The sequence below is a fragment of the Pedobacter sp. FW305-3-2-15-E-R2A2 genome, assembly GCF_038446955.1.
Classification (GTDB): Bacteria; Bacteroidota; Bacteroidia; order Sphingobacteriales; family Sphingobacteriaceae; genus Pedobacter.
On sequence record NZ_CP151803.1, the window covers coordinates 295,805 to 310,205 of the forward strand.

General features: G+C 41.3%; 13 protein-coding genes. 2 read left to right on the forward strand and 11 right to left on the reverse strand.

Annotated elements, in window-relative coordinates:
• Positions 1-41 precede the first annotated feature (41 nt).
• The 5 genes from AAFF35_RS01125 to AAFF35_RS01145 all read right to left on the reverse strand — a co-directional run bounded on the left by AAFF35_RS01125 (position 42) and on the right by AAFF35_RS01145 (position 4,650).
• On the reverse strand, positions 42-470 hold the full coding sequence (locus AAFF35_RS01125) for a CBS domain-containing protein (protein ID WP_342330498.1): 429 nt from the start codon (positions 468-470) through the stop codon (positions 42-44).
• Between the two features lie 76 nt (positions 471-546).
• Positions 547-2,058, reverse strand: coding sequence for a GH3 auxin-responsive promoter family protein (locus tag AAFF35_RS01130; protein WP_342330499.1), 1,512 nt, complete (start codon positions 2,056-2,058; stop codon positions 547-549).
• A gap of 19 nt (positions 2,059-2,077) precedes the next feature.
• On the reverse strand, positions 2,078-2,812 hold the full coding sequence (gene lptB, locus AAFF35_RS01135) for an LPS export ABC transporter ATP-binding protein (protein WP_342330500.1): 735 nt from the start codon (positions 2,810-2,812) through the stop codon (positions 2,078-2,080).
• The gene (gene recJ / locus AAFF35_RS01140; RefSeq protein ID WP_342330501.1) at positions 2,813-4,510 is read right to left on the reverse strand and encodes a single-stranded-DNA-specific exonuclease RecJ; all 1,698 of its coding nucleotides are present in this window, start codon (positions 4,508-4,510) and stop codon (positions 2,813-2,815) included.
• Positions 4,510-4,650 carry a hypothetical protein gene (locus tag AAFF35_RS01145; protein ID WP_342330502.1) on the reverse strand — a complete coding sequence of 47 codons (141 nt, stop codon included), beginning with the start codon at positions 4,648-4,650 and terminating at the stop codon, positions 4,510-4,512. Before AAFF35_RS01145 ends, recJ begins: the two co-directional genes overlap by 1 nt.
• A 61-nt stretch (positions 4,651-4,711) precedes the next feature.
• Here AAFF35_RS01145 and AAFF35_RS01150 point away from each other — a divergent pair, with 61 nt between their 5' ends.
• A complete protein-coding gene (locus tag AAFF35_RS01150; RefSeq protein ID WP_342330503.1) occupies positions 4,712-5,476 on the forward strand; it encodes an MBL fold metallo-hydrolase in 765 nt (254 codons plus the stop codon).
• On the opposite strand, the gene AAFF35_RS01155 is transcribed toward AAFF35_RS01150, so the two are convergent.
• The 5 genes from AAFF35_RS01155 to AAFF35_RS01175 form a co-directional block, all read right to left on the reverse strand.
• The gene (locus tag AAFF35_RS01155; protein WP_342330504.1) at positions 5,463-5,879 is read right to left on the reverse strand and encodes a response regulator; all 417 of its coding nucleotides are present in this window, start codon (positions 5,877-5,879) and stop codon (positions 5,463-5,465) included. The two genes, AAFF35_RS01150 and AAFF35_RS01155, sit on opposite strands and share 14 nt — an antisense overlap.
• A gap of 141 nt (positions 5,880-6,020) precedes the next feature.
• Positions 6,021-6,611, reverse strand: a complete 591-nt coding sequence (locus AAFF35_RS01160; protein WP_342330505.1) for a YceI family protein — start codon at positions 6,609-6,611, stop codon at positions 6,021-6,023.
• 98 nt (positions 6,612-6,709) lie between these two features.
• Complete coding sequence (gcvP, locus tag AAFF35_RS01165) at positions 6,710-9,589, reverse strand: aminomethyl-transferring glycine dehydrogenase (protein ID WP_342330506.1); 2,880 nt, start codon at positions 9,587-9,589, stop codon at positions 6,710-6,712.
• A 77-nt stretch (positions 9,590-9,666) separates the two neighbouring features.
• The gene (locus AAFF35_RS01170; protein WP_342330507.1) at positions 9,667-10,239 is read right to left on the reverse strand and encodes a hypothetical protein; all 573 of its coding nucleotides are present in this window, start codon (positions 10,237-10,239) and stop codon (positions 9,667-9,669) included.
• A gap of 82 nt (positions 10,240-10,321) precedes the next feature.
• Positions 10,322-11,041, reverse strand: coding sequence for a pyridoxine 5'-phosphate synthase (locus AAFF35_RS01175; protein ID WP_342330508.1), 720 nt, complete (start codon positions 11,039-11,041; stop codon positions 10,322-10,324).
• A 64-nt stretch (positions 11,042-11,105) separates the two neighbouring features.
• On the opposite strand from AAFF35_RS01175, the gene AAFF35_RS01180 reads away from it, so the two are divergent.
• Positions 11,106-12,683, forward strand: a complete 1,578-nt coding sequence (locus AAFF35_RS01180) for a mechanosensitive ion channel domain-containing protein (protein WP_342330509.1) — start codon at positions 11,106-11,108, stop codon at positions 12,681-12,683.
• A gap of 124 nt (positions 12,684-12,807) precedes the next feature.
• On the opposite strand, the gene ahcY is transcribed toward AAFF35_RS01180, so the two are convergent.
• Complete coding sequence (gene ahcY, locus AAFF35_RS01185) at positions 12,808-14,124, reverse strand: adenosylhomocysteinase (protein WP_124585147.1); 1,317 nt, start codon at positions 14,122-14,124, stop codon at positions 12,808-12,810.
• Positions 14,125-14,401: the final 277 nt, after the last annotated feature.

Below are 14,401 nucleotides of genomic sequence, written 5' to 3' on the forward strand. Positions count from 1 at the left end.
ATGAAAAAGCCGGCTCCGTGATAAGGGCCGGCTTTTTCATTTTAGCTGCTGATATAACTCTCTAACTGAGAGATGGTTTGTTTTTGATCTTCCATAATGAACTTGACCACATCGCCGATGGATACCATTCCAATCAACTGATTTTCCTGAATCACCGGTAAATGTCTGATGTGTTTATCGGTCATCGTTTGCATACAATGGTCAAGGCTATCTCCCGGTGACACCGTAATAGGGTCGGCAGTCATAACTTCACTGAGCAGGGTATCTGCGGAAGCTTTTCCCTGAAGAATGATCTTTCGCGCATAATCCCTTTCCGTAAAGATTCCTAATAACTGACGTTCTTCCAGAATAAGCAGGGCACTGATGTTCTTTTCCATCATTACCCTTAGGGCATTCAGAACGGATGTGTCCGCAGGAACAGAAAAAATATCCGCTGATTTAGTGCTGAGTAGTTGTTTTACGGTTTTCATAACACATTAATAATTAGCTAATTAAATTTACTGAAATAAAAGCTAATTTACAATGGGGACCTGCCGAAAAAATCTTTTACTTCATCATTGGCAATATTTCTTCCACATAGGTGCGTTCGTTGGCTAACCTCGGCACTTTATGCTGCCCACCTAACTTACCCTTAGACTTTAACCAGTTGTAAAAGGTATTGTAAGGTGCATTGTGGACCTTTGGTCTGCGCAGGGCCATGTCTTTAAAGCGCTTGGCATCATAATCAGAATTTACTTCACGCAGTGTCTGATCCAGAACGTCTACAAACTTTTCAAAATCATTGGGTTGCTGATCGAATTCAATGATCCATTCATGGCCTCCCACTTCCTCTCCTTTAAAATAAATAGGACAGGCGGTGTAATCCTTGAAAACGGCTCCGGTTTCAGTACATGCCTTGCAAATGGCTTGCTCTGCATTGTCGATGATCACCTCTTCCCCGAATGCATTGATGAAATGTTTGGTTCTGCCGGTAATTTTAATGCGGTAAGGAGAAAGACTGGTAAACTGGATCGTATCGCCAATCATATAGCGCCATAAACCTCCGTTTGTAGAAATAATGATCGCGTAATTTTTATTTAACTGAACCTGATCCAGAGCTAAAGTCTCCGGATTTTCCTCTTCTAATTGCTCGATGGGCAGGAATTCATAGTAAATGCCATAATCCAGCATGAGCAGGAGCTCATCTGAATCCCCCTCGTCCTGAATGCCAAAGAAGCCTTCAGAAGCATTGTAAGTTTCCAGGTAATACATTTCATTACAAGGAATCAATTCTTTAAACTGCTCCCGGTAGGGTTTGAAATTCACGGCACCATGAATGTAGAGCTCCAGGTTAGGCCATACTTCCAGCAGGTTCTTTTTTCCGGTGATTTCCAGGACCTTTTTTGCCAGGACAATCGTCCAGGTAGGAACTCCTGCAATATTGGTTACATTTTCTTTGATCGTTGCCTCCGCCATCTTTTCCATTTTCTCCTCATAGTTGTCCATTAAGGCGATGGAAATGTTTGGCGTGCGGTAATATTCCGCCCACATGGGCAGATTTTTGATCAGGACAGCAGAAAGGTCACCATAAAATGAGTCTTCATTCAGCTGGTTGATCTGATGGCTTCCGCCAAGGACCAATCCTTTTCCTGTCAGGATCTGATTATCGGGACGGTTGTTGCAGAAGATCGATAAAAGGTCTTTACCCCCTTTAAAATGACATTCCTGCAAAGATTCTTCTGATACCGGAATAAATTTACTTCTGTCGCTGGTTGTACCTGACGATTTCGCGAACCATTTAATTTCTGAAGGCCAAAGGATGTTTTGTTCCCCTTTAAGCATTCGTTCTATATATGGTTTTAAGGTGTCATAGTTCTGTATCGGTACTCTTTCCTTAAACTGTTTGGGAGAAAGAATGGAGCGGTATTCATATTTCGTCCCCCATTCTGTATCCGCTGCGCTGGAAATCAGTTTCTGAAACCATTCTTCCTGTACATCATGCGGGTATTTCATGAAAAGCTCGATCTGATGGACACGCTTTTTCATATACCAGGTAAAAATCGAATTTACAATTGCCATCTGTTACGGTGAATAAGGGTTATAATTTTTTAGTACGGAGCACGAAGTTTGATCCAAGATATACTCTTCTTACCATTTCATTGGCAGCAAGTACTTCAGGGGTGCCTGACTCTAATATTTTACCTTCAAACAGCAGGTATGCCCTGTCCGTGATGGAAAGTGTTTCCTGTACGTTATGGTCGGTAATTAAGATCCCTATGTTTTTTTGTTTTAGTTTAGCTACAATCGTTTGGATCTCTTCTACTGCAATGGGATCGACCCCTGCAAAAGGCTCATCCAGTAAGATGAAATTCGGGCTTGCCGCGAGGGCTCTTGCGATCTCTGTTCTCCGGCGTTCTCCTCCTGAAAGCAGGTCTCCACGGTTTTTGCGCACTTTATGCAAGCTGAATTCGTTGATCAGTTCTTCCAGTTTCTCATGGCGCTCTTCCCGGCTCATGTTGGTCATCTCCAGGATGGCCATGATGTTATCTTCAACGGATAGTTTGCGGAATACAGAGGCTTCCTGTGCCAGGTAACCAATTCCTTTCTGTGCCCTTTTATACATGGCATCAGCTGTGATATCCTCATCATCTAAAAAAATAGTGCCTTCATTAGGTTTGATCAAGCCGACAATCATATAAAATGAAGTCGTTTTTCCCGCTCCGTTAGGTCCAAGTAAACCCACAATTTCTCCTTGGCTCACAGAAAATGAAACGTCATTTACGACGGTTCTCTGCTTGTATTTTTTGATTAGATTTTCAGCTCTTAATATCATTTATATCTTAATCCCTTTAATATTCAATTGCAAACGTCTCTGTTCTTTCCAGATATTTTCTTCTATTGTATAACAAATAGAAAAAGGTTGGTTTGGTTGTAAGAGCGTTTCAAACTCTGCCAAGCCAAATCCAATGCTTTCAAAAATAGCTGAATTTTGTTGTTTTACATTTAATTTTAAATGTTTTGTCGCCACAACATAAGGCTTTGCCACCAGACTTACCCCATGTGTTACAAAAATAGGTGCCGGATTATGTGGTCCAAACGGCGCCATTTGTGAGATGATGCGTTGAAATTTGCCATCAATCTGCGAAAATTGAATCTCTGTATCTATCTTTATTTCAGGACATAACAAGTCGTCGGTAATACTGGAAGCAACAATTTCTTCAAACCGCTCTGAAAAGGCATCGATATTTTCCGGCATCATGGTCAGTCCGGCTGCGAATTTATGTCCGCCAAACTGTACGAGTAAGTCTTCACAGCCCAATAGTGCTTCATAAAGATCAAAGCCAGCTACGGAACGTGCCGAACCGGTGAGCAAGCCATTGGATTTTGTCAGCACAATCGTTGGGCGGTAATATTTTTCGGTCAGACGGGAAGCAACGATTCCAATCACCCCTTTGTTCCAGCTTTCATGATACACTACTGTCGTTTTTTTATTGATCAGGATGTCGCAATCTGCGATCAAAGCCAGTGCTTCTGCGGTAATGTTCTGATCGGAGGTTTTACGCTCTGTATTTTGCTGATTGATGAATTCGCTTTGCGACAATGCAATGCTGTCTTCCGCGCACAATAACATTTTTACGGCTTCATTGGCATGGTCCATCCGGCCAGCCGCATTGATCCTTGGTGCCAGTACAAAAACCACATCGGTCAGAGTATAATCCTTGTTCCTTCCGGAAATGTCCATCAATGCCTTCAGGCCCATGCATGGATTCTGGTTTAACTTGATCAGTCCGTGGTAGGCTAATATTCTGTTTTCATCTTCTACGGGAACAATATCTGCGGCAATACTGACCATCACAAGGTCCAGGTATTGCTGGTATCTTTCTGCCGGAAGTCCATGCGTGATGCAATAGGCCTGGGCGAGTTTAAATCCGATTCCGCAACCTGCCAGTTCTTTAAAAGGGTAGGGGCAATCATTTCGCTTGGGGTCCAGTAATGCTGCTGCTGCGGGCAGCTCATCTCCCGGAAGGTGGTGATCACAGATGATGAAATCTATACCCAGCGTATTTGCATAGGCTACCTTATCCACTGACTTGATCCCGCAATCCAGGGCAATGATGAGGCTTTGTCCATTTTTATGGGCATAGTCAATTCCCTGGGTCGAGATCCCATATCCTTCCTTATGCCGGTCTGGAATATAATATTCAATATTTTCAGTGAACTGGCTGAAGAAGCTATAGGTTAGGGCTACTGAGGTGGTTCCATCCACATCATAATCTCCATACACCAGGATCTTTTCCTGTTTACGGAGGGCCAGGTCAATTCTTGCGATGGCTTTATCCATGTCCTTCATCAGAAAGGGGTCATGTAATTGTGCCATTTGTGGCCTGAAAAAATCTTTTGCTTCTTCAAAAGTAGAGATGTCCCTTTGTACTAATATCTGTGCTAAACTGTGGTCTATATTTAGTTGCTGTGCAAGCAAATCTGTCGTTTCTTTATTTCCCTGTACAGCTTGCACCCATCTTTTTTCCATTAGTGTTTATTGTCTTTTTTTGTCGGATAATTGGTTATTCTTCGCTGCGTTCCCGAATGCACAAGCGCTCTTGTGCGGTTATGACGCTCCGATGAACCTCTTGCTTGTGTTTTTAAGCCATAAGTTCCCAGAGGTTCCATATCTTTGCAACGAATCGTAAATATATCATTAAATTATTTCTTCTTACTAATAACTACGCCATTGCAAGTTTTCACTTTATATGAAGGATCTTATTCCGTAGATGCGACTAAAAAATTCCTTCCTTTTAATCCGGAAACGGATCACCCAAAAGACCGTCCTGCATCCTTGTTTATTCATGTTCAACCTTTCCTGGTGAAACTGGAGAATGACCTGATCTTGTTTGATACCGGTTTGGGCTATAGCAATGAAAAAGGGCAGTTGATTTTGCACGAAAACATTAAAAAAGCGGGATTTAAACCGGAAGAGGTGACCATGGTGCTGATGTCTCATTTACATTTTGACCATTCCGGAGGAATGATTCATCAGGTTGGGGATAAGGTCGAACTGAGCTTCCCTGACGCCGTTTATGTGATTCAGCGTGGAGAGTGGGAAAATGCCTTTACCAATACTTCTTCTTCCTATAAAACAGAGATCTTCGATTTCTTACAGCGGAATGCGCAGTTGAATTTCATTGAAGGTTCCGGGCAATTGACGCCGGAAATTAGTTATGAGCTTACTGGAGCACATTGTCCTTTTCACCAGGTTTTCCTGCTGGACGATGGAACGGATAAAGTATTTTTTGGAGGTGATGTATTGCCGGAACCTGAGGAGTTACTGAGAAAGTTTATCGCCAAGTATGATTTTGATGGCAGAAAAGCAATGGAGCTTCGTGAAGAGTTCGGTCAGAAGGCAGCAGCAGAACACTGGAACTGCCTGTTTTATCACGGTAAGTCAAGGGCCACAGGTTTTGTTACTTTTAACGAGGGGCAGTTTAAAATCCATTAGTCTGCTGTTCGACTAATTTCAGCAGTTCGGTTAACCTTTCTATGGATAGCGGTTTGGAAATAAATCCTTTAACCATAGTATAGGTTTTTGCTTTTTCAATGTCATTCTCGTATACCGAAGAAGAGAGCATATACATGTCTACTTTTTGGGGTACACCTAGTTTTTCGTAGGCTTCCAGAAACTCCCATCCATTTAAAACCGGCATGTTAATGTCAATGAGGATCAGCTGTGGCAGGGTTTCAGCAGAACTGAGTACCCCCGTAAGATAGTCGATGGCCATTTGACCATTTGTTTTGGAGATCATTTCTACATTGTACCCCGTTTTTTCTACTATTTTTTTTATGATGAAAATATTGATGTCGTCATCATCAATTACAAGTAGCTTAATTTTTGAGGTCATCATAGAGGTCAAAGCGTAACGGTAAAATTCTTGTGTAACTATAAAGTTATAAAATATGTGTAAATGGCGGAAGTGATATCTATTATGTTACAAAAAAAAGGCCACTATACAATAATGGCCTTTTTTTAAATAAAATTAAACGAACTATTTTTTAGCTACCAGTTTAATAGCCAGTTCAAATTCGTCATTTATCATCTTATCACCGATCTCAGGGAAGATACTTTTAGATTTGTATTTAATCCCGAATTTGGTTCTGTCAACGCTTACTTTATCTGCTGAGGCAGTCACAGAGCCATCTGCGTTCCATGCTAAGGTAGCAGGGAAAGTGATCGAATTTGTAATTCCTTTGATGGTCAGATCTCCGGTTACATTTACGGTGTTTCCATTTCCGGCAACTTTTTTAATCGTGAATGTTGAGGAAGCAAATTTATCCGTTCCAAAAAAATCGTCTGCTTTTAAGTGCTTTTCTAAATTTGCGCTTTTGTCAGCATCCTTAATAGTGGTCATGTCAATCACGAAATTACCGCCTGCTAATTTTTTTCCATTGAAGGACAATGAACCCGACTGAAGGTCGATAGTACCATTGTGACTACCTGTTAGTTTTTTGCCTACCCATGTGATGGATGATTTTGATGCATCAACTTTGTAAGTATCTGCTTTAAATACCGGGGCTATGAAAGCCGATGAGGCAATTACTACAATCAGTAAGGCCAGGGAAGTTAATTTTAATTTCATGTTTAATGGTTTGTGGTTTTTCTATGCTTCGGTCAGTTTAGACCTTTTAATATATTCAGATGATAAATATATTAAAAGGTTTAACTGATTCCAGTATTTTAAACGGTTTCTTCTTCCATATAGCTTTCAATCGGAGGACAAGCACAAACCAGTGACCTGTCGCCGAATGAATCATTAACTCTACCTACTGAAGGCCAGAATTTGTAGGCCGCAACATAAGGAAGAGGGAATGCCGCAGTCTGTCTGCTATAGTTATGGTTCCATTCATCACCTGTCACAACTGTAGCCGTGTGTGGTGCATTTTTCAATGGGTTATCTGTTTTGTCTAAATCACCGTTTTCAACTCCCGCTACTTCTTTTCTGATGGCAATTAAAGCATCACAGAATCTGTCTAACTCATGTTTAGGCTCACTTTCTGTAGGCTCTACCATTAGCGTGCCTGCTACCGGGAAAGATACTGTAGGTGCGTGGAAACCATAATCCATTAAACGTTTTGCGATATCTACCACTTCGATTCCGAAGTTTTTGAAAGCTCTGCAATCCAGGATCATTTCGTGTGCGCAACGTCCGTTAGCACCTGAATATAATACCGGATAATGTTGCTCTAAACGCGCTTTCATATAATTGGCGTTAAGAATTGCATGTTTGGTTGCGCTGGTTAAACCTTCGCCACCCATCATTGCGATATAAGCATGAGAGATCACTAAGATCGATGCTGAACCCCATGGAGCCGAAGAAACCGCATGAATAGATTTTTCTTTGCTGATGTCTACTACTGCGTGAGCTGGTAGGTAAGGAACCAGGTGTTTTGCCACACCGATCGGACCCATACCAGGACCACCACCACCGTGAGGGATACAGAATGTTTTGTGTAAGTTAAGGTGACAAACGTCAGCACCGATATTACCCGGGCTGGTTAATCCTACCTGAGCATTCATATTGGCACCATCCATATATACTTGTCCGCCATTTTCATGGATGATGTTACAGATGTCGATAATGCTTTCTTCGAATACCCCGTGTGTAGATGGATAAGTCACCATTAAGCAGGAAAGATTTTCTTTGTTCTCTTCTGCTTTAGCTTTTAAATCATCAACATCAATATTTCCGTTTTCAAGAGATTTTACGATGATGATTTTCATTCCTGCCATTGCTGCCGATGCAGGATTGGTTCCGTGTGCGGAAGAAGGAATTAAAGCAATGTTACGGTGATGATCACCACGATCCTGATGGTAAGCTCTGATCACCATTAAACCTGCATATTCACCCTGAGCACCAGCATTTGGCTGTAAACTCATTGCTGCAAATCCAGTGATTTCACTCAACCATTTGTCAAGCTCATTAAATACAGTATAGTAACCTGCAACCTGATCAGCAGGTGCAAATGGATGGATTCTTCCGAATTCCGGCCAGGTCACAGGGATCATTTCTGTCGTTGCGTTTAGTTTCATCGTACATGAACCTAAGGCAATCATCGAATGACAAAGAGAAAGATCTTTTGCTTCCAATGATTTAATGTAACGCAACATTTCATGTTCTGAATGGTGTGCATTAAATACCGGATGGCCTAAGTAAGCAGAAGTACGTTGAAGTGCTGCAGGAATAACCGTTGTTACATTTTCATCGGCCAGTTCTACTGCATCAGCAGCGATACCTTTCACTTTAGCAAAGATTTTCACCAACAACTGAACATCTTCAATGGCAGTAGTTTCATCTAAAGCGATGGTCACTACACTTCCTTTGTAGTTCAGGTTGATTTCATTGTCGATACATTCTCTGTGGATCGAGTCTACAAGGTTACCAAGATCTAACTGAATGGTATCAAAGTAAACTTTATTCAATTGAGTATAACCTGCTTTTTCTAAAGATTCAGCTAAGGTTACGGCCAATCCATGAGTACGCTCAGCGATTAGTTTTAATCCTTTAGGACCATGGTAAACCGCATAGAAACCAGCCATAATTGCCAGTAATGCCTGTGCAGTACAGATGTTTGAAGTTGCTTTATCTCTACGGATATGTTGTTCCCTGGTTTGAAGGGCCATACGTAAAGCATAATTGTTATTGCTGTCAATCGTTACACCGATGATACGTCCTGGAATGGAACGTTTGTACTCATCTTTAGTCGCGAAATAAGCCGCATGAGGACCACCAAAGCCCATTGGTACACCGAAGCGTTGTGTAGTACCTACTACAATGTCAGCTCCCCATTCTCCCGGAGGAGTCAATAAGGTTAAGCTCAAAAGGTCTGCAACAACAGTAACTTTTACATTTAGTGTATGTGCGTTTTGTGCAAAATCAGTATAGTCAAATACTTCACCGTTGCCGGCTGGATATTGGATGATCGCGCCAAAGAACTCCTCATTAAGGATGGTGGTTTGGTGATCACCTATTACTAACTCGATACCAAAAGGATTGGCACGGGTTTTTAGAATGTCAATAGTTTGAGGGAAAAGCAATTCAGATACAAAGAATTTCTTTGCGCCCTGATTTTTGCGTAAGCTGAACTGCATGAACATCGCTTCAGCCGCAGCAGTACCTTCGTCCAATAGGGAAGCATTTGCAATTTCCATACCGGTAAGGTCGATTACCAGGGTCTGGAAGTTTAACAATGCCTGTAAACGTCCCTGAGCAATCTCTGCCTGATAAGGCGTGTATTGCGTATACCATCCCGGGTTTTCCATTACGTTACGTAAGATTACGCCTGGAGTGGTGGTGTCATAATATCCCTGACCGATATAAGATTTGAAAACCTTGTTTAAAGAAGCCGTTTGTTTTAAGCTGCTCAGGTAATCCTTTTCAGATTTCGCCTGTGGCAGGTTTAATGGCTGTTTCAACCGGATCGTTTGAGGAACGGTTTGTTCTATTAATTCGTCAACAGAACCTAGTCCCAGTGTGTGCAACATGGCATCGACATCGGCAGTGTTAGGGGCAATGTGACGATCTTTAAAGTCTTCTTTGTAATGAATATTTAAGCTCATGAAATCTATGATATAAAAAGTTCCGCAAAGGTAATAAAAAATCCCCTTAGCTCTAAGCGTAAAAGACTTTGATCAAACTAATCCCCAACCAGTACCCAGCCTTCTTCTTTTTTGAACTTTAATTTATAGGTTTTCGTGATGAAATTGCTTGCTGTTCTATTGTCTTTCAGGAAGATAGCGAAGTCATTCTGTTCCTTTTTTAAGGATACGGTGACTCTTGCTACTCTGGAATCACCTTTAATCAGCGTGATGGGTTTTTCGGGATCCAAAACATAGTCCAACACCCGGAGTGTTGCTTTTGAAGCATCCTGTTTCAGGACATAAGGTTTTGATTTATCCGTTAATGAAATCTGATATACATACACACTGTCTTTCGATAAGAACTTTTTTTTCTGATCCTGTAAGGTCATTTCAACCAGGCCTTTTCCTTGCAGGCCCTTGTATTTCTCCAGCTCAACCTTATCATTTTTACTCCGGAATTTCATTTCTCCAACATTGATCCGGACACTTTCGAATTCAGGATTTGCTTTCAGGTGTGCGGTAATGACATCTGTTGCGGTACCTTCGTCCAGGTTATCGGCACCACCTTTACAACCGGTGATAAAGAAAAGAAATACAGCAGAGATCGTTAATAAGGTTAAGTTTTTCATAGTGTATGTTTTTTATGGTTATGAAGCGATCATGAGCTCCTTATGTGATTGTAAGATCATGATGGTTTCATAGGAGGGGGATTTAATCTTTTAGTTGTCTTAAATACATCTGAACGGTATTCTCTAATCCAAGGTATAGTGCATCACTGATTAAGGCATGGCCGATGCTTACCTCCAGTAGTCCAGGGATATTGGCGGCAAAATAGCTCAGGTTCTGCAGGTCCAGATCATGACCTGCGTTGATTCCAAGGCCGAGTTCGTTGGCTCTTTTTGCTGCTGCAACATAAGGAAGGATGGCTTGTTCTTTATCGGTCTGGAAATGACGTGCGTAGTCTTCGGTATACAGTTCGATCCGGTCTGTTCCACTTTCCGCAGCTGCGTCGATCATTTCGACTACCGGGTCTACAAATATGGAAACCCTGATTCCGGCAGATTGGAATAAGCTGGTCATCTCTTTAAGGTATGCCTGATTTTTGATGGTATCCCAGCCGTGATTGGAAGTGATTTGTCCTTCGGCATCCGGTACTAAGGTTACTTGCGCTGGTTTGTTGGCGAGTACGAGGTCTACAAATTTCTGTTCCCGGCAATTGCCTTCAATATTAAATTCTGTAGCGATTACGGCTTTCAGGTCAAACACATCCTGATAACGAATATGTCTTTCATCTGGTCGCGGATGTACGGTGATGCCCTCTGCGCCAAAGCGTTCACAATCTAACGCTACCTTTACCAAATCCGGATTGTTACCCCCACGACTGTTTCTTAATGTCGCGATTTTATTAATGTTTACAGATAATTTTGCCATGAGGTAAAAATAGTGGATTATTTCCTTATTTTGTTGTCAGCTATCACGATAATTTCTTACACCAATGTCCAAAAAGTCCCTTTTTACATTTCTATGCCTGTTGAGTTTACAAAGTGTGTTGTATGCCCAGGAAGCTAAAGTTGATCTGAAAGGATATCCCGTTGTTGTACATCAGGATACGCTGTTTCACATTAAAAACAGATTGGGTTCTTTATCTGCTTCAGAACGCGCAGAACGCACTTCAGAAAAGGTGGAGAAATTGGCGGAGGACCTTCTTTTTGTCGCTGATTCTGTTAAGATTGAAGACGATTCTGTGGTTACTGACCTGGTCTACAAGGGGGATATTCTGATTAGTTTGTCTAAGGCTGATGCAGATTCGGTGCGTATGGATCAGCGTGTGCTTGCAAAAACATACCAGCAGATCATTGTAAAAAATGTAAAGGAATATAAAAGCGAGACTGATGTTTCCGAATTGTTGAAGCGTGCAGGTTTAGGACTCCTGATCTTATTGACGCTCGGGGCTTCTATCTTCTATTTAAATAAATACTCGAACCGTTTCCGTGCCTGGATCAGTGTGAAACTGCAGAAAAGAATCGGAAACATTAAAATCAAGGATTACGAGCTGATCAATAAAAGGAGTGAATTGTTGCTCATTGGCAGGTCATTGAATCTGCTTAAATTTCTGCTGATCTTTTTACTGATCTACATTACACTTCCATTGGTGTTCCGTCTTTTTCCGTGGACAAAGCCATGGGGAGATAGCCTGATCAGCTTTGTACTGAATCCACTGAAAAACATCTTCAGTGCAATGATCAATTTCATTCCCAATCTGATTACCATTGTGGTGATCGTTTTTGTCTTTCATTATATTAAAAAGGGAATTAAGTTTCTGGCCGATGAGATCGAGACGGAGAAACTCAAGGTGAATGGTTTTTATCCAGACTGGGCAAAGCCTACCTATAATATTGTAAAGATTGTTTTGAATGCTTTTATGCTGGTGGTGATCTGGCCATTTATTCCAGGCTCTAATTCTGAAATTTTCAAAGGAGTCTCTGTATTTTTAGGACTGCTCATTTCTTTTGGTTCTTCTTCTGCCATCAGTAATGGGGTTGCAGGAATGGTGATTACCTATATGCGGCCTTTTAAACTCGGAGACGTGGTTAAAATAGGGGATATTACCGGAGCAGTGCTCGAAAAATCTTTACTCGTGACCCGCTTAAAAACGATAAAAAATGAAATCATTACGATTCCAAACAGTGCAATTTTAAATGGAAATACCGTCAATTATACAAGTTTATGTGGAAATGAGGGGCTGATCATCCATTCTACCCTGACACTGGGTTATGATATTCCCTGGACAACGATTCACGGTCTGCTGATCAATGCGGCACTCGCAACAGAGGGGGTAGTTAAGGAAAAGCAACCATTTGTATTGCAAACCAGTCTGGACGATTGGTATGTATCCTATCAGGTCAATGCTTATGTTAATAAACCAGAGATTATGGCTTTGATTTATTCAGAGCTTCATAAGAATATTCACGAAGCTTTTGATGCAGCAGGAGTGGAGATCATGTCGCCGCATTACCAGGCCATCAGAGATGGAAATGCGAGTACGCTACCAGGACAAGGTGCACAATTGTAAGTGCCATTGGAGGAAACATTGTTCACAGTAGCTTTAGCATTAAGTACGACATTCTAGCGGAATGTTGCTTCATAAAAAAGGGCTGCTGTTTTACACAGCAGCCCTTTCTATTTAAAAGATATTTCTAGTATCTGTAAGCTTCAGGTTTGAATGGACCTTCCACAGGTACACCAATATAATCTGCTTGATGTTGATCTAAAACATCCAGTTCCACACCGATTTTTGCTAAGTGTAAACGGGCAACTTTTTCATCAAGATATTTAGGAAGAACATAAACTTTGTTCTCATATTTATCTGTATTTGTCCAAAGCTCTAACTGCGCTAAAGTTTGGTTGGTGAAAGAGTTCGACATTACAAAACTTGGGTGACCAGTAGCGCAACCTAAGTTTACCAAACGACCTTCAGCCAATAGGATGATGTCTTTACCATCAATGGTATATTTATCAACCTGAGGTTTGATCTCAATTTTAGTATCACCATAGTTTGAGTTTAACCAGGCAACATCGATTTCATTATCGAAGTGACCAATGTTACAAACGATAGTTTTATCTTTCATCAGTTTGAAGTGTTCTGCACGAACGATATCACAGTTACCGGTAGTGGTTACTACGATGTCAGCTTCTTTAACTGCTGTAGCGAATTTTTTCACTTCATATCCTTCCATTGCTGCCTGTAATGCACAGATCGGGTCAATTTCAGATACAATTACACGTACACCTTGTGAGCTTAATGATTCCGCAGAACCTTTACCCACATCACCGTAACCAGCAACAACGGCAACTTTACCAGCCATCATTACATCAGTTGCACGACGGATCGCATCAACCAATGACTCACGGCAACCGTATTTATTGTCGAATTTAGATTTGGTAACTGAATCGTTAACATTGATCGCAGGTAAATGTAAAGTGCCATTTTTCATGCGCTCATACAGACGGTGAACACCTGTAGTCGTTTCTTCAGATAATCCTTTAATTGCAGCAATCAGCTCAGGATATTTATCGAACACCATGTTGGTTAAATCACCACCGTCATCTAAGATCATATTTAATGGCTGACGCTCAGGACCAAAATGTAAAGTTTGCTCAATACACCAGTCGAAATCTACTTCATTCAGACCTTTCCAGGCATAAACCTGAATACCTGCAGCAGCAATAGCCGCAGCAGCGTGATCCTGTGTAGAAAAGATATTACATGATGACCAGGTAACTTCAGCACCCAGTTCAACTAAAGTTTCAATTAAAACTGCAGTCTGGATAGTCATGTGCAAACATCCTGCGATGCGCGCACCTTTTAATGGTTTTGAAGGACCGAATTCTTCGCGCAATGACATTAGACCCGGCATCTCTGCCTCTGCTAATCCAATCTCTTTACGACCCCATTCTGCCAGTGAAATGTCCTTAACTTTATAAGGAACGTAAGTTGTCTCTACTGATGACATATTTTTGTTTTTTAAGTTGTTGAATTGTAACGATTAATGAGCTTTTTCTATTCGTGCCGGGCGACTTGCACGGCTTTTTTCAAACTCAAATTTCTCTTTTGCAAAATTACACAATAGTTTGACCAAATTCAAAAACGTTATCTGTGATGAAGTGTCAGATTGTTAACATGACATTTACATGGTTTTGTCGTTTTTGTGAAGTGTTTATGCTACTCCTGAGAATTATAAGCAAAATGCCTTAGCTACCGTTGTTTCTGTCGGTTTTGTTTTAATCTGT